20 protein-coding genes are annotated in these 19,409 nt (G+C 62.7%); 15 read left to right on the forward strand and 5 right to left on the reverse strand.

What is annotated here, in order from left to right:
* The first annotated feature begins 70 nt into the window (after window positions 1-70).
* From Q0687_RS07050 to Q0687_RS07070, 5 genes are read left to right on the forward strand one after another with little or no spacing between them, the layout of a single operon-like run.
* On the forward strand, window positions 71-1,018 hold the full coding sequence (locus Q0687_RS07050; protein WP_298873833.1) for a PDR/VanB family oxidoreductase: 948 nt from the start codon (window positions 71-73) through the stop codon (window positions 1,016-1,018).
* 19 nt (window positions 1,019-1,037) lie between these two features.
* Window positions 1,038-2,378, forward strand: coding sequence for a Rieske 2Fe-2S domain-containing protein (locus Q0687_RS07055; protein WP_298873835.1), 1,341 nt, complete (start codon window positions 1,038-1,040; stop codon window positions 2,376-2,378).
* Window positions 2,375-2,851, forward strand: coding sequence for an aromatic-ring-hydroxylating dioxygenase subunit beta (locus Q0687_RS07060; RefSeq protein WP_298873837.1), 477 nt, complete (start codon window positions 2,375-2,377; stop codon window positions 2,849-2,851). Before Q0687_RS07055 ends, Q0687_RS07060 begins: the two co-directional genes overlap by 4 nt.
* A 7-nt stretch (window positions 2,852-2,858) precedes the next feature.
* Window positions 2,859-4,475: an ATP-dependent acyl-CoA ligase gene (locus Q0687_RS07065; protein ID WP_298873839.1), complete on the forward strand. Its 1,617-nt coding sequence runs from the start codon at window positions 2,859-2,861 to the stop codon at window positions 4,473-4,475.
* A gap of 14 nt (window positions 4,476-4,489) precedes the next feature.
* Window positions 4,490-5,218, forward strand: a complete 729-nt coding sequence (locus Q0687_RS07070; protein WP_298873932.1) for an SDR family oxidoreductase — start codon at window positions 4,490-4,492, stop codon at window positions 5,216-5,218.
* 10 nt (window positions 5,219-5,228) lie between these two features.
* On the opposite strand, the gene Q0687_RS07075 is transcribed toward Q0687_RS07070, so the two are convergent.
* The 4 genes from Q0687_RS07075 to Q0687_RS07090 all read right to left on the reverse strand — a co-directional run bounded on the left by Q0687_RS07075 (window position 5,229) and on the right by Q0687_RS07090 (window position 10,095).
* Entirely contained in the window at window positions 5,229-5,654 is a 426-nt protein-coding gene (locus Q0687_RS07075; RefSeq protein ID WP_298873841.1) for a MarR family winged helix-turn-helix transcriptional regulator, read from the reverse strand.
* A 56-nt stretch (window positions 5,655-5,710) separates the two neighbouring features.
* Window positions 5,711-6,205: a MarR family transcriptional regulator gene (locus Q0687_RS07080; RefSeq protein ID WP_298873843.1), complete on the reverse strand. Its 495-nt coding sequence runs from the start codon at window positions 6,203-6,205 to the stop codon at window positions 5,711-5,713.
* A 154-nt stretch (window positions 6,206-6,359) separates the two neighbouring features.
* The gene (locus Q0687_RS07085; RefSeq protein ID WP_298873845.1) at window positions 6,360-7,925 is read right to left on the reverse strand and encodes an indolepyruvate oxidoreductase subunit beta family protein; all 1,566 of its coding nucleotides are present in this window, start codon (window positions 7,923-7,925) and stop codon (window positions 6,360-6,362) included.
* 10 nt (window positions 7,926-7,935) lie between these two features.
* Complete coding sequence (locus Q0687_RS07090; RefSeq protein ID WP_298873847.1) at window positions 7,936-10,095, reverse strand: indolepyruvate ferredoxin oxidoreductase subunit alpha; 2,160 nt, start codon at window positions 10,093-10,095, stop codon at window positions 7,936-7,938.
* A gap of 128 nt (window positions 10,096-10,223) precedes the next feature.
* On the opposite strand from Q0687_RS07090, the gene Q0687_RS07095 reads away from it, so the two are divergent.
* From Q0687_RS07095 to Q0687_RS07115, 5 genes are all read left to right on the forward strand, one after another.
* Complete coding sequence (locus Q0687_RS07095; protein WP_298873849.1) at window positions 10,224-11,240, forward strand: carbon-nitrogen hydrolase family protein; 1,017 nt, start codon at window positions 10,224-10,226, stop codon at window positions 11,238-11,240.
* A 225-nt stretch (window positions 11,241-11,465) separates the two neighbouring features.
* Window positions 11,466-12,572: a cupin domain-containing protein gene (locus Q0687_RS07100; protein WP_298873854.1), complete on the forward strand. Its 1,107-nt coding sequence runs from the start codon at window positions 11,466-11,468 to the stop codon at window positions 12,570-12,572.
* A gap of 45 nt (window positions 12,573-12,617) precedes the next feature.
* A complete protein-coding gene (locus tag Q0687_RS07105; protein ID WP_298873856.1) occupies window positions 12,618-13,526 on the forward strand; it encodes a fumarylacetoacetate hydrolase family protein in 909 nt (302 codons plus the stop codon).
* Window positions 13,526-13,957, forward strand: a complete 432-nt coding sequence (locus Q0687_RS07110; RefSeq protein WP_298873858.1) for a thioesterase family protein — start codon at window positions 13,526-13,528, stop codon at window positions 13,955-13,957. The genes Q0687_RS07105 and Q0687_RS07110 overlap by 1 nt, the downstream gene beginning before the upstream one ends.
* Window positions 13,954-14,661, forward strand: coding sequence for a hypothetical protein (locus tag Q0687_RS07115; RefSeq protein ID WP_298873860.1), 708 nt, complete (start codon window positions 13,954-13,956; stop codon window positions 14,659-14,661). The genes Q0687_RS07110 and Q0687_RS07115 overlap by 4 nt, the downstream gene beginning before the upstream one ends.
* Window positions 14,662-14,817: 156 nt before the next feature.
* Here Q0687_RS07115 and Q0687_RS07120 read toward each other — a convergent pair whose 3' ends face one another.
* On the reverse strand, window positions 14,818-15,384 hold the full coding sequence (locus Q0687_RS07120; RefSeq protein WP_298873934.1) for a cytochrome b: 567 nt from the start codon (window positions 15,382-15,384) through the stop codon (window positions 14,818-14,820).
* A gap of 306 nt (window positions 15,385-15,690) precedes the next feature.
* On the opposite strand from Q0687_RS07120, the gene Q0687_RS07125 reads away from it, so the two are divergent.
* The 5 genes from Q0687_RS07125 (at window position 15,691) to Q0687_RS07145 (ending at window position 19,407) form a co-directional block, all read left to right on the forward strand.
* Window positions 15,691-16,842 (forward strand): OpgC domain-containing protein, encoded by a 1,152-nt coding sequence (locus Q0687_RS07125; protein WP_298873862.1) that lies wholly within the window; start codon window positions 15,691-15,693, stop codon window positions 16,840-16,842.
* 406 nt (window positions 16,843-17,248) lie between these two features.
* Window positions 17,249-17,425, forward strand: a complete 177-nt coding sequence (locus tag Q0687_RS07130; RefSeq protein ID WP_298873864.1) for a hypothetical protein — start codon at window positions 17,249-17,251, stop codon at window positions 17,423-17,425.
* A gap of 299 nt (window positions 17,426-17,724) precedes the next feature.
* Complete coding sequence (locus Q0687_RS07135; protein ID WP_298873866.1) at window positions 17,725-18,630, forward strand: STAS domain-containing protein; 906 nt, start codon at window positions 17,725-17,727, stop codon at window positions 18,628-18,630.
* 2 nt (window positions 18,631-18,632) lie between these two features.
* Window positions 18,633-19,022 (forward strand): STAS domain-containing protein, encoded by a 390-nt coding sequence (locus Q0687_RS07140; RefSeq protein ID WP_298873936.1) that lies wholly within the window; start codon window positions 18,633-18,635, stop codon window positions 19,020-19,022.
* On the forward strand, window positions 19,003-19,407 hold the full coding sequence (locus tag Q0687_RS07145) for an anti-sigma regulatory factor (RefSeq protein ID WP_298873868.1): 405 nt from the start codon (window positions 19,003-19,005) through the stop codon (window positions 19,405-19,407). The genes Q0687_RS07140 and Q0687_RS07145 overlap by 20 nt, the downstream gene beginning before the upstream one ends.
* Window positions 19,408-19,409 lie beyond the last annotated feature (2 nt).

Here is a 19,409-nt window from a genome sequence, read left to right on the forward strand (position 1 = left end):
GCCGGCGATTGACAGGCAATTATTACATGTCTAAAAATATGCAAATTCATATAATTTACGAGACGCCTGAATGGACGCGCATCCGCTCAAGCTCAAGGTCAGGTCGTATGTTGCGGAGACGCCGTTCATACGGAGCCTTGTGTTTGGCGTGGAGGACGGCGTGGTGCCGCGCTGGCAGGCGGGCGCGCATCTGCGCGTCGCACTCCCTGACGGAGGCGATCGGCCGTACTCGCTGATGGCGTTGCCGGGCCTGCCCGACGATGCGCTGGCGCTGGGTGTCCTGCGCGAGGAGGCATCGACCGGCGGCTCGCAATTTATGCACGCGCTGAAGGTCGGCGATGTCGTGAAGGCCTCCGTGCCGGTCAACAATTTTCGCCTGCACGAGGGCAGCGCGCCGGCGCTGCTGTTCGCCGGCGGTATCGGCATCACGCCGGTTCTGTCGATGGCGACGGAGCTTACGGCGCGGGGAATCTCGTATCGCCTGCACTATGCGGGGCGCATGCAGGGACTGCTGCCGTTCCTGCCGCAATTGCGGGACATCTGCGCCAAGAACCTGTCCGTCCACTACGACAGCGACGAGTCTCGCCTCGACATTGCAGCGGCGCTCGGCGATGCCGCGAACGCCCATGTTTATGTCTGCGGCCCCTCAGGCATGATCGAGGCCGTGAAGGCCGGCGCGCTCGCCGCTTGCGTGTCCGCTGACCGCATCCATTACGAGCTGTTCAAATCCGAGACGCCGTCCTCGCCCGACCGGCCGTTCGAGGTCGAGATCAAGTCGACCGGGCAGGTCGTCGGAGTCGCGGCGGGGCAGACCATCATCCAGGCGCTGGAAGCGGCTGGGCTCGACGTTCTCTACGACTGCCAGCGCGGCGATTGCGGCATCTGCCAGTGCGGCGTGATCGAAGGGGTGCCCGACCATCGCGATGTGATCCTCAGCGACGATGAGAAGGCCTCCAACAAGGTCATGCAGATCTGCGTGTCGCGCGCCAGGTCGGAACGTCTGGTGCTGGATCTCTAAGGGGGAGACGAGGAACGCCATGAACAAATACGGAGGCAATGCCGAGGCGATCGCGGCGCTGGTGCGCGAGGCCGAGGTGCACCGCGACGTCTATGTCGACCCCGAGGTCTTCGAGCTCGAGATGGAGCACCTGTTTCCGAACGGCTGGATCTATGTCGGCCATGCGAGCCAGCTGGCGAAGCCGGGCGATTTTATCACCGCCACGATCGGCCGGCAGCCGGTCATGGCCAGCCGCCACACCGATGGCTCCATCCATGTGTTCTACAATCGCTGCCCGCACAAGGGCGTGAAGATCGCCTCCGAGCCCTGCGGCAACACAGGGAAGTTCTTCCGCTGCCCCTATCACGCCTGGTCCTTCAAGACCGACGGCTCGCTGCTCGCGATCCCCCTGAAGAAGGGCTACGAGGGGGCAGGCTTCGGCGACACCCAGGCGAATGAGGGGCTGTCGAAGGTCAGGAACGTCGTCATCTACCGCGATTTCATCTTCGCCCGCCTCAGCGCTTCAGGTGTCTCCTTCGAGGATTATTTCGGCGAGAGCCTCTCGACCATCGACAACATGGTCGACCGCTCGCCGGAGGGGAAGCTTGCCGTCATGGCGACGCCGATCCGCTACATGCACACCTGCAATTGGAAGATGCTGGTCGAGAACCAGACCGACACCTGCCATCCGATGGTCGCGCATGAGAGCTCGGCCGGCACCGCCGTGAAGGTGTGGAAGCGCGAGCAGGGCGATTCCACGGAGACGCCGATGGCGGTGCAGCTCTACGGCCCCTTCATGAGCCCCTACGAGTTCTATGAGCAGAGCGGCATCCGGATCTGGCCGAACGGCCATGGCCACACCGGCGTCGCCAACTCCATCCATTCGAACTATCAGGACGTCCCCGGCTATCTCGACCAGATGGTCGCGGCCTATGGCGAGCAGCGGGCGCACGAGATCCTCGGCGAGGTCAGGCACAACACCGTGTACTTCCCGAACATCATGGTGAAGGGCGCAGTCCAGATCCTGCGCAATTTCATTCCCGTTGCGGTCGACAAGACCCTGGTCGAGAGCTGGGTCTATCGCCTGGTCGCCGCGCCCGACAAGCTCTACGAGCGGGCGCTGATGTACAACCGTTTCATCAACGCGCCGACCTCGATCGTCGGTCACGACGACCTCGAAATGTACGAGCGAGCGCAGGAAGGGTTGAAGTCCAACGGCAATCAATGGGTCAATCTGCGCCGTCTCTATGACGGCCATGAAGAGCAGGACGTGACGGCCGTCATCAACGGCACGTCCGAGCGACAGATGCGAAACCAGTTCCACGCCTGGGCGAAATTCATGACCATGGATATGGACAAGCGCGTCGAGGCCGCGGAATGATCGACGAGAAGGCCATCACCGAGTTCATCTACCGGGAAGCCGAGCTGCTCGACACCATGCAGTGGCAGGACTGGCTCGATCTGTTTCATCCCGAGGGGCGTTACTGGATGCCGCTGGAATGGCAGCAGCAGGACCCTGTGCTGCAGCCGTCATTGATGTACGAGGATCTCTTGCTTCTCAAGGTGCGGGTCGAGCGTCTCGCAGGCGAGCGTACCTTCAGCCAGAAGCCCAAAAGTCGCTGCCATCATCTGCTCCAGGCGCCCAGGATCGTCGCGTGCGATCCGGAGGCCGGCGTGGTCAAGACGCGGACGTCCTATATCTACACCGAGACCCGGGGCGACAATTTGGAGCGTTATTCGGGATGGGCCTCGCACGATCTGCTAGAGGTCGGCGGCGCCATCAAGATCAAGCTCAAGCGCGTCGATCTCGTCAATTTCGACGCGCCGTTCGGCAACATCCAGCTTTTCATGTGAGACTGCCTTGACCGCTGCGACCACAGTCTATGCCCGATTTCGCGAGACCGCGCTCCGCCGGGGCGAGGCCGGTTTCCTCAACGTGCTGCCGGAGACATCAGGGATCTACGGCATCGCCGCCGGCGAGATCACCTATCGCACCATGCTTGAGCGGGTCGAGCGCTGGCGCGAGGCCTTTGCGAGCGGCGGCTATGGCGAAGGCCATCGCGTCGGGCTGCTGCTGCAGAACAGGCCTGTGTTCATCGAGCTGTGGTTCGCGCTCAACGCGCTCGGCGTCTCCGTGGTGCCGATCAATCCGGATCTGCGCCTCAGCGAGATCGAATACATCATCGCGCATTCCGAGATGAACGCGGCGTTCGTCCTCGCCGACCGACGCGACGAGGTGGAGACAGCGGCGCGTCAGGCCGGCCGGCCAATCCCGGTCGTGACCGGTGAGGGCAGCGTGCCTGTACCCCTTGGTGGGGCGCGGCCCGCGAGCACGGGCGATGGCGCGACCGAGTGCGCGCTGCTCTACACGTCGGGGACGACGGGCCAGCCCAAGGGCTGCGTGCTTACCAACACCTATTTCCTGCATTCCGGCAATTGGTATCGCGACGTCGGTGGCCTGATCGATCTCAAGATGGACGGTGAGCGCATGATCACGCCGCTGCCGCTGTTCCACATGAACGCGATGGCGGTTTCGCTGATGGCGATGCTGTCGGTCGGCGGCTGCCTGACCATGCTCGATCGCTTCCATCCGCGCAGCTGGTGGGCCTCGGTCCGCGATAGCCGCGCCACCTGCCTGCACTATCTCGGCGTGATGCCCTCGATGCTGATGAGCGCGCCTGAAACGGACCAGGATCGGACGCACACCGTGCGCTTCGGCTTCGGTGCCGGCGTCGACAAGCTGCTGCATGCGCCGTTCGAGGCGCGCTTCGGCTTTCCGCTGCTGGAAGCCTGGGCCATGACCGAGACGGGCAGCGGCGGCGTCATCGCCGCCAATGTCGAGCCGCGCAAGGTCGGCACCAGCTGCTTTGGACGCCCCGCGGCCGAGGTCGAGATACGCATCGTCGACGACAGCGGCAATGATGCGCCAGGCGATGCGCCCGGCGAGCTGCTCGTGCGGCGGGCCGGCACTGATCCGCGTTACGGCTTCTTCCGCGAGTATTTGAAGAACCCGGAGGCCACCGCCGAGGCATGGGCCGGCGGCTGGCTGCACACAGGCGATATCGTCTCGCGCGATGCGGACGGCGATCTGCATTTCGTCGATCGCAAGAAGAACGTGATTCGCCGCTCCGGCGAGAACATCGCCGCGGTCGAGGTCGAGTCCGTCCTCAACCGCCATGGCGCGATCCGTCAGGCCGCGGTCGCGGCGACGCCTGATCAGGTGCGCGGCGACGAGGTGGCGGCGGTCATCGTCGCCGAAGCGGCCGGTGCCGACCGCGCGCTCGCCGAAGACATCGTGCGCTGGAGCCTGGAGCAGATGGCCTACTACAAGGCGCCCGGCTGGATCGCCTTTGTCGACAGCCTGCCGCTCACCGCAACCGAGAAGATCCAGCGCGGCAGCCTGAAGGATTTTGTCGCAAGGCTGATGCGCGAGGGCGCGTTCTTCGACCTTCGCGATCTCAAGAAACGGCAGGTCTGATCATGACAGGTCCGATGGGCGAGCTCCGCACCACACTCATCACCGGCGGCAATTCGGGCATCGGCGAGGCGCTGGCGAAAAAGCTTGTCGAAAGCGGGCAGCGCGTCGTCTCGGTCGGGCTGGACAAGCCGAGCTGGACGCACGAACTGCTCGCGGCGTATTGCGCCGATCTGACCAGCATCGATGAGACGCGCGCGATCGCGCAGCAGATTTGCCGCGATCATGCCATTGATCGTCTCGTGCACAATGCCGGAATCATCATACCGAACCTGCTGCCCGATGTCAGGCCGGAGGACATTCTGATGCTGGCGCAGCTCCATCTGGGCGCGCCGATGCTGCTGACCCAGGCCGCGCTGGAGGGGATGCTCGCGCGCCGCTTCGGGCGCATCGTGTTCGTGTCTTCGCGCGCTGCGATGGGCGCAGCGACGCGTTCGGCCTATTCGGCGACCAAGGCCGGCGTACATGGCATGGCGCGGACCTGGGCGCTGGAGCTCGCCGCGAGCGGCATCACCGTGAATGTCGTCGCGCCCGGGCCGATCCTGACCGACAATTTCTGGGGCATCGTCCCGAAGGGCTCCGAGCAACAGGAGCGGATGGCGCGCAACATCCCGGTCGGGCGGCTCGGCTCGCGCGAGGATGTCGCGCACGCGATCTCGTTCTTCCTCGACGAGCGCTCGGACTTCGTCACCGGCCAGGTGCTCTATGTCTGCGGCGGCGCCAGCCTCGTCGGCCTCAGTCCTTGAGGCGCGCGCCCTAGATCTGGTTCTGCCTGATGTTCTCCACCATCTTGGCGAGTACGCGCGCGCAGACCTCGATGTCGTCGGGTTCGATGCCCTCGATCAGCTTGTCGTAATTGTTCGCCATGATCGGCCAGATCTTGCGCAGCAGCGCCTCGCCGTCCGCCGTCAGTCCGACGACACGGCGACGCTGGTCCTCCTCCGCGATCTCGCGCTTGACGAGGCCCGACGAGACCATGGATTCGACCATGCGGCTCGCCGTCGACTGCTCGGTCACCGCAAGAACGGCGACCTCGTTGACCGTGAGCGTCTTGTAGATGAACAGCACCGACAGCGTCCGGAACACGACATTGTTGATGCCGTGCTCGCTGAGGTCGCGGTTCTGATCGAGGTTCCAGCGATTGGCGAGCCGGTTGAAAAGGTAGGGGATATAGGTTTGCAACTGGTTCCGCGTCCGCGGCGGACCCGACTTCCATCTGCTCTTGGATTCTCTGGCCATTATCTCTTGCGACTTTGCTTCTTGCTGTCGGTATTCAGTTTCGAGGATAGCGATTTCAGCGCGGACAGCGCGCCATCCAGCTCCCGGACCGGGACACTCTCGAATCGTTTGGCGAGGTGCTTCTTGTGGATCTCGGCCGCCTTCCTGAACAGCGCTTCGCCCTTCGGCGTCAGGCGCACGATGAAGGACCGCCGATCCTCGCTCGACATCTCCCGGCTGATCAGATCGTCGGCGAGAAGACGCTGCACCAGGCCGGAGACATTGCCGCCGCTCACTTTCAGATTCTGCGACAATTGCCCGAGCGCGAGACCCTCCCGATAGCGATCGAGCTGGGCCAGCACGTCGAACTTTGCCAGCGACAGGCCGAACTCCGAGTTCAGCATCGAATTCAACGAGGCGAACAGCTCGCTGTGCAGCGAGAGCAATTGCAGCCAGAGCCGCGTTTCGATCTGCCCGGGGACGGGAACCATGTTCTCTTTGAGTGCTGCCGGCATCGCATGACCACCGAGGACAGAATGTCTCGTCGAGTTGAAGGATTATTGCAGTTTGGTCGCTCCGATGAACGACTTGAGAATCGTAGTCAAGCCGCCCGATCCTGACCTCCTGCGGGGCGCACGGCAATCCAATCCTGCATCCCGCGTTGTTGACTCATGCGAATGTCTTGATGGTCTGGATCACGCCGTCGAGCGCCGTGCCGGCGCTGTCCTTCAACGCGGCCTCGCGCAGTCGGCGCGCCCAGTCGGCGGCATCCTCGCGGCGTTCGACCAGCTTGATCGCCGCCAGCGTCCTGTCGAATTTCGACAGGCCCCGGCTGTGGGTGTCGGAATAGCCTTTGACGAGGCGGCGGCATTGCAGGATCTCGACGCCGAGCTGGTAATTGCTGCCGACCGCCTCGCGCGCGGCCTTGAGCCACGAATCGCGGTGATCAGTCTCGTTGGCGTGACGCAGCGAGCGGCGGCGCAGGCCGCGCATGCCGCCGACGACATAGAGCACCATGAACCACGGGAGCGAATAGGTTTTCACTCGCCGTCCCTTGTTGACGCGGCGATCGAGCCAGGCCACGAGGCGGGGCCGCGCGCCGAGCCAGTGGCCAAAGCCCGCGGGCAGCATGCCCATCACTTCCTCCATGCGGGGATGCATGAATTCGGTGGTCTGGAGCACCTGTCCGTCCGACATCTCGAGCTCGCTCTCGATGCGCGCGCGGCGGCCGGCGCGCGTCTTGAGGTCGGCGACGCGGATGACGTCGTCATAGCTCATGGCGTTGGCGAGGTGCTTCGCCGCGGCCTCCGTGAACGCAAAGGCGTGCGCGCTGCCGCCAGCATTTCTGTCGGCCGCGTGCAGGGTCTTGAGGATGTCGAGATATTCGCCGCCATAGGCGATGTCCTGGAAGTCAACGACCTTCCGCAAGCCCGCGCGCGCCATGGCGAGCGCAGGCTCGGGCAATTCCTGATTCAACCTCGCGACCAGCGCCGCGAGCTGCGGATCCGATATGGCGGAGGAGGGCATCTTGCCGGCCGGCTTGGCTCGCGCGGGCGCTGCGACCTCGGCAGGGCCGTTTCTGACTCGCTCGAAGGCGGCATCGAACGTCTCGACGCTGGCCTTGGCGCCCTTGCCGCCGGCGCGGATCACGTCGAGATAGCTGTCGCGGCTGAACGGCAGCACGTCGGCCGCGGCGAGCGCGCCGAACATCGCGGCCGAAATGACGCTGCCATGCGCAATCGCCAGCGCGTTGAGGTCGAAGATAATCTCGGTCTTCGCGGCGATGCCGATCGCGCCGGTGACGGCGCCGCTGTCGGCGATGCCGTTGCCGGGGGCGATCTTCTCGCCAACCGCGAACGAGCGGTGGTTGGACGCGATTAGCGTGGTTCGTTCAGGCGTCACGAGGCCGCGCAGGATCGAACGGCCGGCCTCCATGAACTCGGCCGCCATCACCACATCGACGTCGCCGGGCGTCGGCATCAACGACAGGATTGGCTTGCGGCCACCCGCCGGCGGCATCGCCTCGATGTAGTAGATCGTCGCGCCGGTGCGCTGGGCCACGCCCGGCACCGAGGTCGATTGCGCGACCCAGCCATGGTTCTCGGCGAGCTGCACGATCCAGTCGGTCAGGACACCACCGCCCTGGCCGCCCATCGCAACGATCGCGATCGAGATCGGCCGCTCGGTTGCTTCGCCGCTCGCAGGCAGTGCCAGTCGGACCGTCTCGTCCCTCATGCCCAGATTCTCATATTAAGGCCTCGAGGGCCGGCCGGCGGCGGTCACGCCGCCGCTGCAGCCAGCCGATGACGCTCATGGCGATGTTCGATTTGAACGTGTCCCAGCGGCTCGGATTGTGAATGACGTCGGCGCGGTAGAACGACGGGCAGAGCACGGCGGCCTCGGAGACTTCGCCGCAATTGCCGCATCCCACGCAGGAATTGTCGATGGCCGCAACCGGATCGTCGCGCAAGGGATCGTCGAGCTGCTTCACCGACAACGACGGGCAGCCGGAGAGGCGGATGCAGGCGTGATCGCCGGTGCACACGTCTTCGTCGACGCCGAAGCGCTCCTTGACGATGCGCACCCCGTCCTTGATCGCCTTGCTGACTTGCGGCTTCACGCGGCGCTGCTTGTTCAGCATGCATTCGGAGGAGGCGACGATGACCTTCGGGCCTTCCTCCTTGGTCGTCAGCGCCTCCTTCAGCGTGTCGCGCATCTTGCCGACGTCATAGGTGCGGTCGAGCTGGCGGACCCATTGGCCGCCGATGCCCTTCACGGCCTGCACGATCGAATTGTTGGTCTTGCGCCGGTTGTTGTTCGCGCGCGAGGACAGGATGTCCTGACCTCCGGTCGCCGACGTGTAGTAGTTGTCGACGATGACGAAGACGCCGTCATGCTTGTTGAACACGGCATTGCCGATGCCGCTGGTCAGGCCGTTGTGCCAGAAGCCGCCGTCGCCCATGACCGCGATCGAGCGCTTGTCGGCCTTGACGTTGAAGGCCGAGGTCGAGGCGGGGCCCAGGCCGAAGCCCATGGTGGTCGCGCCGATATTGAACGGCGGCAAGATCGAGAACAGATGGCAGCCGATATCCGCCGAAACGTGGTGCTGGCCGAGCTCCTCCTCGACCAGCTTCATCGCGGCGAAGATCGGCCGCTCCGGGCAGCCGGTGCAAAGCCCGGGCGGACGCGCCGGCACCACCTGCTTGAGCTTCTCGACCGCGGGATGATTGAGCACGGGCGCGGCGTCCGGCGCCGGCGGCCGGTTGCCGAGCAGCCGCGGCTCGGTCTTCTCGAGGAACTCCCTGACGCCGCCGAGCAGGATCTGCGCGGTGTAGTCACCGCCCATCGGCAGCACGTCCTTGCCATGGACGCGCGCCTGGATATCCTTGCGGCGCAGCACCGTGTTGATCGCCTGTTCCAGATATTCCGGCTGGCCCTCTTCGACAACAAGCACCGCGTCCTTGCCGGCGCAGAACTCGGCAATCTCCGTGTCGATCACGGGGTAGGTGACGTTCATGACATAGAGCGCCACTTGCGTATTGCCGTAAGCGTCCGACAGCCCGAGATATTGCAGCGCGCGGACCACATTGTTGTACATGCCGCCCTGCATGATGATGCCGACCTTGCCCTGCGCTGGCCCCATCCATTCGTTCAGCTTGTTGTCGCGGACGAACCCGATGGCCGCGGGCAGCCGCGTCCTGATCTTCTCCTGCTCGTGCTCATAGGCCGCCGGCGGCAGCACGATGCGGTTCACGTCGCGTTTCGGATTGTTGAGTGCATCCTTGATGGTGTGCGCGGGCCTGACGTTGTCCTTGCAGGCAAAGCTGCCGTGCATGTGGCAGGCGCGGACGCGCACCTCCAGCATCACGGGCGTATTGGAAACTTCCGAGAGCTCAAAGCCCTTTTCGATCAGGTTGACGATGCACTCGTGGTCGGGGCGGGGATCGAGCAGCCAGATCTGCGACTTCATCGCAAACGCATGCGTGCGCTCCTGCATGATGGAGGAGCCTTCGCCATAATCCTCGCCGACGATGATCATGGTGCCGCCGGTGACGCCGCCCGAGGCGAGATTGGCGAGCGCGTCCGAGGCGACATTGGTGCCGACGGTGGACTTCCACGCCACGGCGCCGCGCAGCGGATACATCACCGAAGCCGACAGCATCGCCGCGGCGGCGGCTTCGTTGGCCGAGCTCTGGAACACGACGCCGAGATCGTCGAGCACGTCCTTGGCGTCGGCGAGCACGTCCATCAGATGCGAGATCGGCGAGCCCTGATAGCCGCCGACATAGGCGACGCCGGATTGCAGCAGCGCCTTGGTGATGGCGAGGATGCCTTCGCCGCGGAAAATATCGCCGTCGCCGAGCCGGAGATCCTCGACTTCGCGAGCAAAAGACCGTTCAGCCATTGCACCCTCCAGAAATATGCGTTAGCATACGTTTACATGTGAAGTAAGTCAACGCGCGCCATGTTATCACGCCTGCGGATCTCTTCCTTCGGAGAGGGCGGTCATGAGCCAGCGACAGGGTAGGGCCGATGCTGAAGCTGCCTCGCTTTAGAGCCGCCGCCGTCCAGGCTTCACCAGTCTATCTCAATGCGAGCGCGACCGCCGACAAGGCAACCTCACTGGTGCGTGAGGCGGCGGCAAACGGCGCCAAGCTGGTCGCGTTCCCCGAAGTTTTCGTGCCCGGCTATCCCTATTGGAACTGGATCACCGATCCCGTCACCGGCAGTGCATGGTTCGAAAAGCTCGCCAAGGCCTCGGTGCTGGTGCCGGATCCCGAGGTCGACGTCGTCAGGAAGGCTGCGCGCGATGCGGGATGCTACGTCGTCCTCGGCGTCAACGAGCGCAGCCCGGTCTCGCTCGGGGCGATCTACAATACGCTGGTGTTCATCGGTCCTGACGGTGCGCTGCTCGGCAAGCACCGCAAGCTGGTGCCGACCTGGGCAGAGAAGCTGACCTGGACCGGCGGTGACGGATCGAGCCTGCGCGTCTATGATACCGAGATCGGGCGTCTCGGCGGTCTTGCCTGCGGCGAGAACACCAACACGCTCGCGCGCTTTGCGCTGCTCGGCCAGGGTGAGCTCGTGCACGTCGCCAGCTACATCTCGCTTCCCGTCGCGCCGCCTGATTACGACATGGCGGAAGCGATCAAGCTGCGCGCCATTGCCCATTCCTTCGAAGGCAAGATCTTCACCATCGTGTCCTGCTCGACCGTGTCGGAGGAGATCATCGCGGCGATGGAGACCATCGTCCCCGATGCACGGGCGCGCCTGCAGCGCAAGTCGAGCGCCTTCTCCGGCATCATCGGCCCCGATGGCCGCGTGGTCGGCGCGCCCCTGATCGACGAGGAGGGCATCGTCTACGCCGACATCGACCTCGAGCGCTGCATCCAGCCGAAGCAGATGCATGACATTGTCGGGCACTACAACAGGTTCGACGTCTTTGATTTGAGGGTCAATCGCCGGCCGCAGGCGCCGTTGGGTTTGGCGGATGGGGAGGGCGATGCGGTGGAGCAGGGTTTTGTGCCGATCCCGTTGAGATCGGAATGATGGAAATGGTTATTGGGAATGGTCTCACCACAAACTCGTCATGCCCGGGCTTGTCCCGCCTGCGGGGCCGAAGCCGCTTCGGCGAGGCGAAGGCCCGGGCATCCACGTTCTTCGTGCTGCGGGAAAGATCGTGGATGGCCGGGACTAGCCCGGCCATGACGGTGAGAAAGCGGCCGCATTTCATCATGGCCTGAGCAAACGACGACACACGACTTGGAGGACAGCATGCGCGAGAACGTGATCGGCCGGGCCAATGTCGAGGATACCCCCGAGCTCAAGGCTTATTACAAGGATCTCGAAAAATACGAGGCCGGTGCGCTCTGGACGGTGGCCAACAAGATCGAGCCGTGGGCGCCGCAATCTGCCTCCGTCCCCGTGCTCTGGCGCTACAAGGATTTGCGCGAGCACGTGCTGCGCTCGGTCGAGCTGGTCTCGCCGGAGAAGGCAGGCCGGCGGGTGATCTACCTCAACAATCCAGGCCGCCGCGACGTGTCGGCCGCGGTGGGCTGGCTCTATTCGGGATTGCAGGTGATGCACCCCGGCGAGGTCGCAACGGCGCACGCCCACTCGGCTTCAGCCCTGCGCTTCATCATGGAAGGATCAGGCGCCTACACCGTCGTCGATGGTCACAAGATGACGCTTGGCGCGCGGGATTTCGTGCTGACGCCGAACGGCACCTGGCACGAGCACGGCGTTGAAGCCAGCGGCTCGGTCTGCATCTGGCAGGATGGCCTCGACATTCCGCTGGTCAACGCGCTGGAGGCCAATTTCTTCGTCGTGCATCCAAAGATCCAGCAGGAGCCATCAAGCTATCCCGTGGACGACATGACCAAGACCTGGGGCAATCCCGGTCTGCGTCCGGCCGGCTCGAAATGGGCGAAGGGCTATTCCCCCATGTTCAAATATGAGTGGGAGCCGACCTACGAGTCCTTGCTGAAATACGCAGCCGCGACCGAAGGCTCCCCCTACGACGGCACCCTCATGAACTATGTCAATCCGATCACCGGCGGACACGTGATGCAGACCATCGGCGCCAGCATGCAATTGCTGCGGCCCGGCGAAAAAACAAAATCGCACCGCCACACCGGCAGCTTCCTCTACCAGGTCGCCAAAGGACGCGGCTATTCGATCGTCGGCGGCAAGCGGCTCGACTGGGAGGAGCGCGACATCTTCTGCGTTCCCTCCTGGGCCTGGCACGAGCACGGCAATGCCTCGGCGAACGAGGATGCCTGCCTGTTCTGCTTCAACGATCTCCCTGTTATCGAAGGTCTCGGGCTCTATCGCGAGGAGGCCTATGGCGACAATGGTGGTTACCAATCGGTCGCGGCCTGACGGCTCCTCGCCAAATTCAACCCGAACAGCCGGATAGAATCTTTCATGCGTCTCGTGACCTACACCTTGGGCAACAGTGGTGCCCGTCTTGGAGCTCTCGCTGGCGGGCTGGTCGTCGATGTCGAGCATCTCGGTGCATCCAGCGGCGTGACATGGCCAAGCGACATGCTGTCGTTCATCGACAACAGCGTGACGCTGCTGCCGGCGCTCAGGGATGCGCTGGAGGAGGCCAACGGTCGCTTTCCCGCCGGCTCCGCGGTTGCGGTCGAGGACGTGAAGCTGCAAGCCCCGATCCCGCGACCCCGAAAAAACATCTTCGGGATCGGGCTGAACTACCGCGCCCATGTCGCGGAATCGGCCAAGAGTCTCGACACAGATAAGGACCTGCCGAAGCAGCCGGTCGTGTTCTCCAAGCCGCCGACCTCGGTGATCGGTCCGGGCGGTGCGATCCAGCACAATGCCAAGATGACGCAGCAACTCGACTGGGAGGTCGAACTCGCCGTCATCATCGGCAAGACCGCGACGCGCGTCGCGACTGACAAGGCGATGGACCACGTGTTCGGCTATTCGGTGATGATCGACATCTCCGCGCGCGACAATCGCCGCGCCGGGCAGTGGATCTTCTCCAAGGGCATGGACACCTATGCGCCGTTCGGCCCCTGCATCGTCACCGCGGACGAGATTGCCGATCCGCAAAACTTGCGGCTCTGGCTGACCAAGAACGGCGTCATGAAGCAGGACTCCAACACCAAATACATGATCTTCGACATTCCGGTTCTGATCTCGGACATTTCGTCGGGCATGACGCTCGAGCCGGGCGACATCATCGCAACAGGAACGCCTGAAGGCGTCGGCGCCGGCATGAGCCCGCAGGAATGGTTGTGGCCGGGCGACGTGGTCGAGGCGGGGGTCGACGGCGTCGGTGTCATCAGGCACCCCGTCGTTGCGATCTGATGACCGATTTCTCGTTCGATCGCGAGCTCAGGTTCGGAGACTGCGACCCCTCGGGGATCGCCTATTTCCCGTCCTATCTGAACATTCTCAATGGCGTGGTCGAGGATTTCTGGGCCGGCATCGGTTTCCCATGGCCGGAGCTGATCACCGTCAGGAAGATCGGAACGCCCACGGTTCATCTTGCCTGCGACTTCTCGCGGCCATCCATGTTCGGCGATCTCCTGAGGTTCAATCTGCGCATCGTCAAGGTCGGCGGATCATCGCTCCATCTCGACCATGCCATATCAGGCGCGAACGGCATGCGGTGGCGCGCGCGCCAGATCCTTGCCGCGACCTCGCTGGTCGATCATCATGCGATCCCATGGCCCGACGACATCAGAGGTGCCCTCATGGCCCATGTGAGCGCGGGTGAGGGGGCAACGCCGGCATGATCTCGCTGTTCATGACGTTCTACGATCCCACAGGCGAACGGCGCGTTCGGCCTGATGAAGTGGCTGCCGTCGCGGAATTGGTCGGACCGATCCCGGGGTTGATTGAGGCCTTGCTGTTCACGCCGCTCGAACAGTCGGTCGATCATCCCTACAAGGCCGACGGCTCCGGTCCCGCCTTTGCGCTTCAACTGCGCTTTCCCGACCTGTTCGCCTGTGAGGCGGCGATGGACCGCGGCAGCATCCTGGCTAGCCTTGCGACGGGTGCTGGCCTCGCCGGCCTCAGCGGGCTCGACGTCACGCACCAGGCGATGCTGACACGCGCGTTTCCCGTCGATGTCGCCGAGCATCCGGCGGGAACGACGGTTACCTGCAGCTACCTCGTCCACTATCCCGGCCCGGCCGAGGACATGAACGCCTGGAATTTGCACTATCTGGAGCACCATCCCTCGATCATGCGGACCTTCCCCGATGTCCGCCAGATCGAGATCTACACCCGCATCGACTGGGTCGATCGGCTCCCCTCGCGCCGCGTCGAGCACATGCAGCGCAACAAGCTGATGTTCGACAGCGCGCAAGCCCTCGCGCACGCACTTGCCTCCGACGTGATCAAACGCATGCGCGCGGATTTCGTGAAGTTTCCGCCATTCGCGGGCGGCAACAAGCATTTTCCGATGCTGACACGGGTGGTGAAGGCGGGGGGCTAGAGAGGCGAGGGTACGGCATTCGCAGCTTGCGAGCAGCCGTTCCGCCTGTTCGCAACGCCCTCATGACCGCAAGGCTATCGCATGTGAGGTTCTCGAGCGACCGGCGCGCACGCCTCGTCCTTCGAGACGACCGCTCCGCGGCCTCCTTAGGCCGTCTCAATCCTTGGTGTGCGGCAGCATCCGGATGAGGGTGCGGTCCCGGAATACCCAATGATGAATGAGCGCGGCGATCGCGTGGGACGCTGCGATGACCACCAGCGCATGCGCGAGCACTTCGTGCACTTCTTTCACATTGTGGGCAAAAGCCGCATCCTTGAGCCACGGTGAGGGAATGATGGCAAGACCGAACAATGGCAATGCATCACCACGCGCGAACTGAAGGACGACCCCGGCGACCGGCACTGCGACGAGCAGCGCGTAAAGCGCGTAGTGCGCGATCACGGCGGCAGGATCGCCCCACTTCCCGAGCCAATTACCAAATTCGGTCGCTTCCGATACAGGAGGTGGATTGACCGATCGCGAGATCAGACGAGCCACAAGCAGGAAGAGAATTGCAAGTCCGGCCGCAACATGGACGGCAAGGCCGATCTGACGGGATTCACCCTTCGGCAAGACATCGCCAAAAATGCCCAGCGTCCAAACAAGAATGACAAGAAGGACCGTCAGCCAGTGCAGGGTCTGCGCAATAGCGCCATAGTCCTTGTCTGAATTGAGTAGCTGCATGTCGGAACCTCTTGAACACAATATGCCTAAACGCAGTCCAATTTGTTGAGATGAATCAAGCAGGTCGAGCGGAGGCTGTTCGGCCTTACCGGCCATAAAAAACACCGCCTGCTTAAATGACCGCAGGCGGTGGCTCTTCAGCCCCGGGAGGACAATGCAAAACCCGGTACTTGAGATACTGCACGACTTAGAGCGACTGCCTCTTTGCTCTAGATCAAGACTCGACCTACCAGATCGCCGCTATGTAACGATAGCTCTGTTCCGTACGCGCGCGGACCGGCTCCCTCGACAGCGAAATCACGCGGCGTGGCAGATTCGAAGTTGCAGATTGCTTTGACAAAAGCTTCAGGGAGATCACGGATATCCGGCGATGATCGTGACTTGCGGCTCGACGCTTGTCGCGGGCTGGCACTCTGGTTTGTTTTCATCGACCACATCCCTGGCAACGCTCTCGACTGGTTGACCATTCGCAATTACGGATTTAGCGACGCCTCCGAAGTATTCGTGTTCGTGTCGGGCTATACCTGCATGGTCTCATATGGCGGCACGCTGCGAAGTCGAGGTTGGCCAACCGTTGTCGCACGCAGTCTACGACGTAGCTTCGAAATCTACGTTGCATTTCTGCTGCTGGTCATCATCTATCTCGCGCTGGCTTGGCTGAGCGGGTCCTATCTCGACGAAACCAACACAAGGCGCTTTTTCGACGACCCTGGGACAGCTCTCATCCGCCTCCTGGCTCTTCAATACGCTCCCGTCAACACTGATATCTTGCCAACTTTCGTCATACTGCATCTCGCATTTCCGATCGTGCTGTGGCTCATTGCCCGCAATGCAGTCATCGCACTCGCCGCATCATTCATGCTCTACTTGATGGTGCAGCTATATAGCTGGCAAATGCCTGCCTGGCCGACCGGCGAACTCTATTTCAATCCATTCGCATGGCAGATCTTGTTTGTCATCGGCGCTTGCTCCGCCGGCCCGTGTGCGACGCGTTTTGCCGGCTTGATGCGACACCGGGCCACGATACCACTCGCCGCGGCTTATGTTCTATTCGGCCTCATTGTCGCCTTGAGTTGGCGTCTGGATGCTTTCAAGTGGCTGATCCCGCGAATGGTCGAAGACTGGCTCTATCCGATCTACAAGAGTCATTTGGATCCAGTGCGGCTCATCCACTTTTTGGCGATTGTCGTTTTGTTGACGCGCTTCGTGCCGCCGGACGGGCACCGTCCACCCGGGGCTTGGGAGAAGGCGCTCATCCGCTGCGGCGAGAACTCCCTACCGGTCTTTTGCCTCAGTGTACTCGCTTCTTTTGTGGGGTTTGTTGTTTTGAACGAGGTATCAGATCGGCTACCGATGCAAGCCGTGGTCAGCGCGCTCGGTATCGCTTTGTTGGTAGCGATTTCCAACCTGCTTACATGGGAGGCTAAGCTTGGAAAGCGGGGCCCGGAATTGTTTTAGGTGACTAGTTGACCTCGATTGGCTGTAGACGTCCTTCTTCCCATTGCCATAGTCGCGTCGCTCTCACTGGCGCATGCGGGACCAAAGGAAGATGCCTACCAAGTCGTGGAGAAGTGGAGCAAGGCATTCACCGATGCTGACGTGGGTCGTGAAGGCCTAGGGCTAGCCGAAGGATCCGGCTCGACCTGAGTTGGCAGCGGCCACACCCGTAGCTCGTCGAGCTCCCCTTGCAGCGCGCGACTGGACCTCTCGGCACGGCCATCGACCGATTTGCACCGTCGAAGGCGGGTGGATGTATCACGAGACGACGGGCTATCGGAGATGCAGTAGCGTGCGTGAGGCTACTCACAGTAGAACCAATAGAATCCGCGATAAGGATGCCGCACATCTCAACAGGAGGCTCACGATGTCGACGAACGACAAGACTGACTTCACGCCGCTGCGCGATGACGAAATGGCCGCCGTCTCTGGCGGACGATGCCCGATTACGAATGGCGACGACCCACGCTTTCAGCTGACCATGCAAGTCATGCAGTACACGTATCGGCAGGCGACCTACTTCGGCAACGGAACCTGCCCGTAAGCAAGGGCGCGAAGACTCAAGCTGTCGCCCGCATCCCCGCCAAGCCAGCGCCAACAAGACCTTGGGCCCCCGGGGGCCTCACCAGCGGTCGGCTGTCTAGACCCGCGAGATCAAATTGGAACCTTCGGTTCCCTCGCGCATTAAGGTCTATCGAATTGGGGCATTCGCAAATCTTTCCAGATCGCTGCATCACCGAATAAGGTAGCTATATCAGCGAGATAGAGTCATCTGCATGTGCCATCGAAAGCCGCCTGCGCTAGGTGCGTGGGCGTACCCGCGCGCAACATAAGGAGACGGCAATGGCTGGGCAGGCAGGAAGCGACATCGCATCGTTGGTGTCGCGTAACGAGGCTACAATTCTGCCCGAATGGCTGGAACTGCAGAAGAAGGCCGGCACTCTTCACACTGGGCGCATTTCCGAAGGCGAGCTGCAGTCGCAGTCGAAAAACTTCCTTCATCTGCTTCGCGATGCCCTGGCCCAGGGAGGCAGCGACGTCAGCAATGGAGCTTATGAGCCCGCTAAGGCTATGCTGGCCGAGCTGTCGCGCTCACGCGCCTCGCAGGGCTTTTCTCCAAGCGAGACCGCTTCATTCGTTTTTTCGCTGAAGCAGCCGCTGTTCAACGCGCTAAACCGCGACAAGTCGCTGTCCGGCGAGCAGATAGCGTCGACGATCTGGACGACAACCGTACTGCTCGACGAACTCGGCCTGTTCACGCTCGAAATTTTTCAGAAAAGCCGCGAAGAGGTCATCATCCGACAGCAGCGCGAGATCGCCGAGCTGTCCACACCGGTTGTCAAATTGTGGGACGGAATTCTCGCCCTGCCGCTGATCGGGACTCTCGACAGCCAGCGAACGCAGGTTGTGATGGAAAACCTACTGCAAACGATCGTGGATGTCGAAGCCGAGATCGCTATCATCGACATCACCGGCGTCCCCATGGTCGATACGCTCACGGCCCAGCATCTCCTGAAGACGGTCGCAGCCGCACGTCTGATGGGCGCCGACTGCCTGATTAGTGGAATTAGGCCGCAGATCGCCCAGACCATGGTGCATCTCGGCGTCGAGTTGAACGTCATCTCGAAATCATCGTTGGCCGACGCGTTCGCGGTCGCGTTGCGGCAGACCGGACGAGCCGTCGTCAAGACGAAGAGGATCGACGGCGCCGCGGTCCCCGACAAGAAGATCGGCCGGCAGGAAGCGTGACGATGGACCGCATTCCTATCCTTAAATTCGGGAACACGCTTCTCGTCACGATCCAAGTCGACATGCACGATCGCCTCGCGACCGCGCTGGAAGAAGACCTGACGGCGAAGATTGTCGCGCACACTGCCCGCGGCGTGCTGATCGACATTTCGGCGCTGGAGATCGTCGACAGCTTCATGGGCCGCATGCTGGACAACATCGCCGCGGTATCGCGTATCCTGGATGCCGATACGGTCGTCGTGGGCATGCGACCCGCGGTCGCAATCACACTGGTCGAGCTTGGCCTGTCGCTGACGGGGGTCAAGACCGCGCTCAATGTCGAACGCGGAATGGCCCTGATTCACAGCCGCCTCGCGGAGTCGGAAGCAGACGATGCCGACGACGAAGACTGAACGTCTCGACATCAAGGCCTCCGATGACGTAGTTCGGGTCAGGCAACTGACGCGGGCCTATGCCCTCGAAGTTGGACTGAGCCTGGTCGACCAGACCAAGGTGATCACGGCGTCGAGCGAGTTGGCGCGCAACACGCTGGACTATGGCGGCGGCGGCGAGGTCACGGTCGAGCTTGTCGAACAGGGGGGGCGCCGCGGCGTGCGGCTCACCTTCGACGACAAGGGTCCCGGAATTGTCGATATCGAGCAGGCCCTCAAGGACGGCTTCACATCGGGCAAGGGCATGGGCCTCGGCCTCGGCGGCGCGAAGCGGCTCTGCAACGATTTTTCGATTGCATCGAAACCCGGAGAAGGCACCAAAGTCATGATCGCGCGTTGGAAATGATC

The organism is uncultured Bradyrhizobium sp. (genome assembly GCF_936928535.1).
In the GTDB taxonomy this organism is placed as follows: domain Bacteria; phylum Pseudomonadota; class Alphaproteobacteria; order Rhizobiales; family Xanthobacteraceae; genus Bradyrhizobium.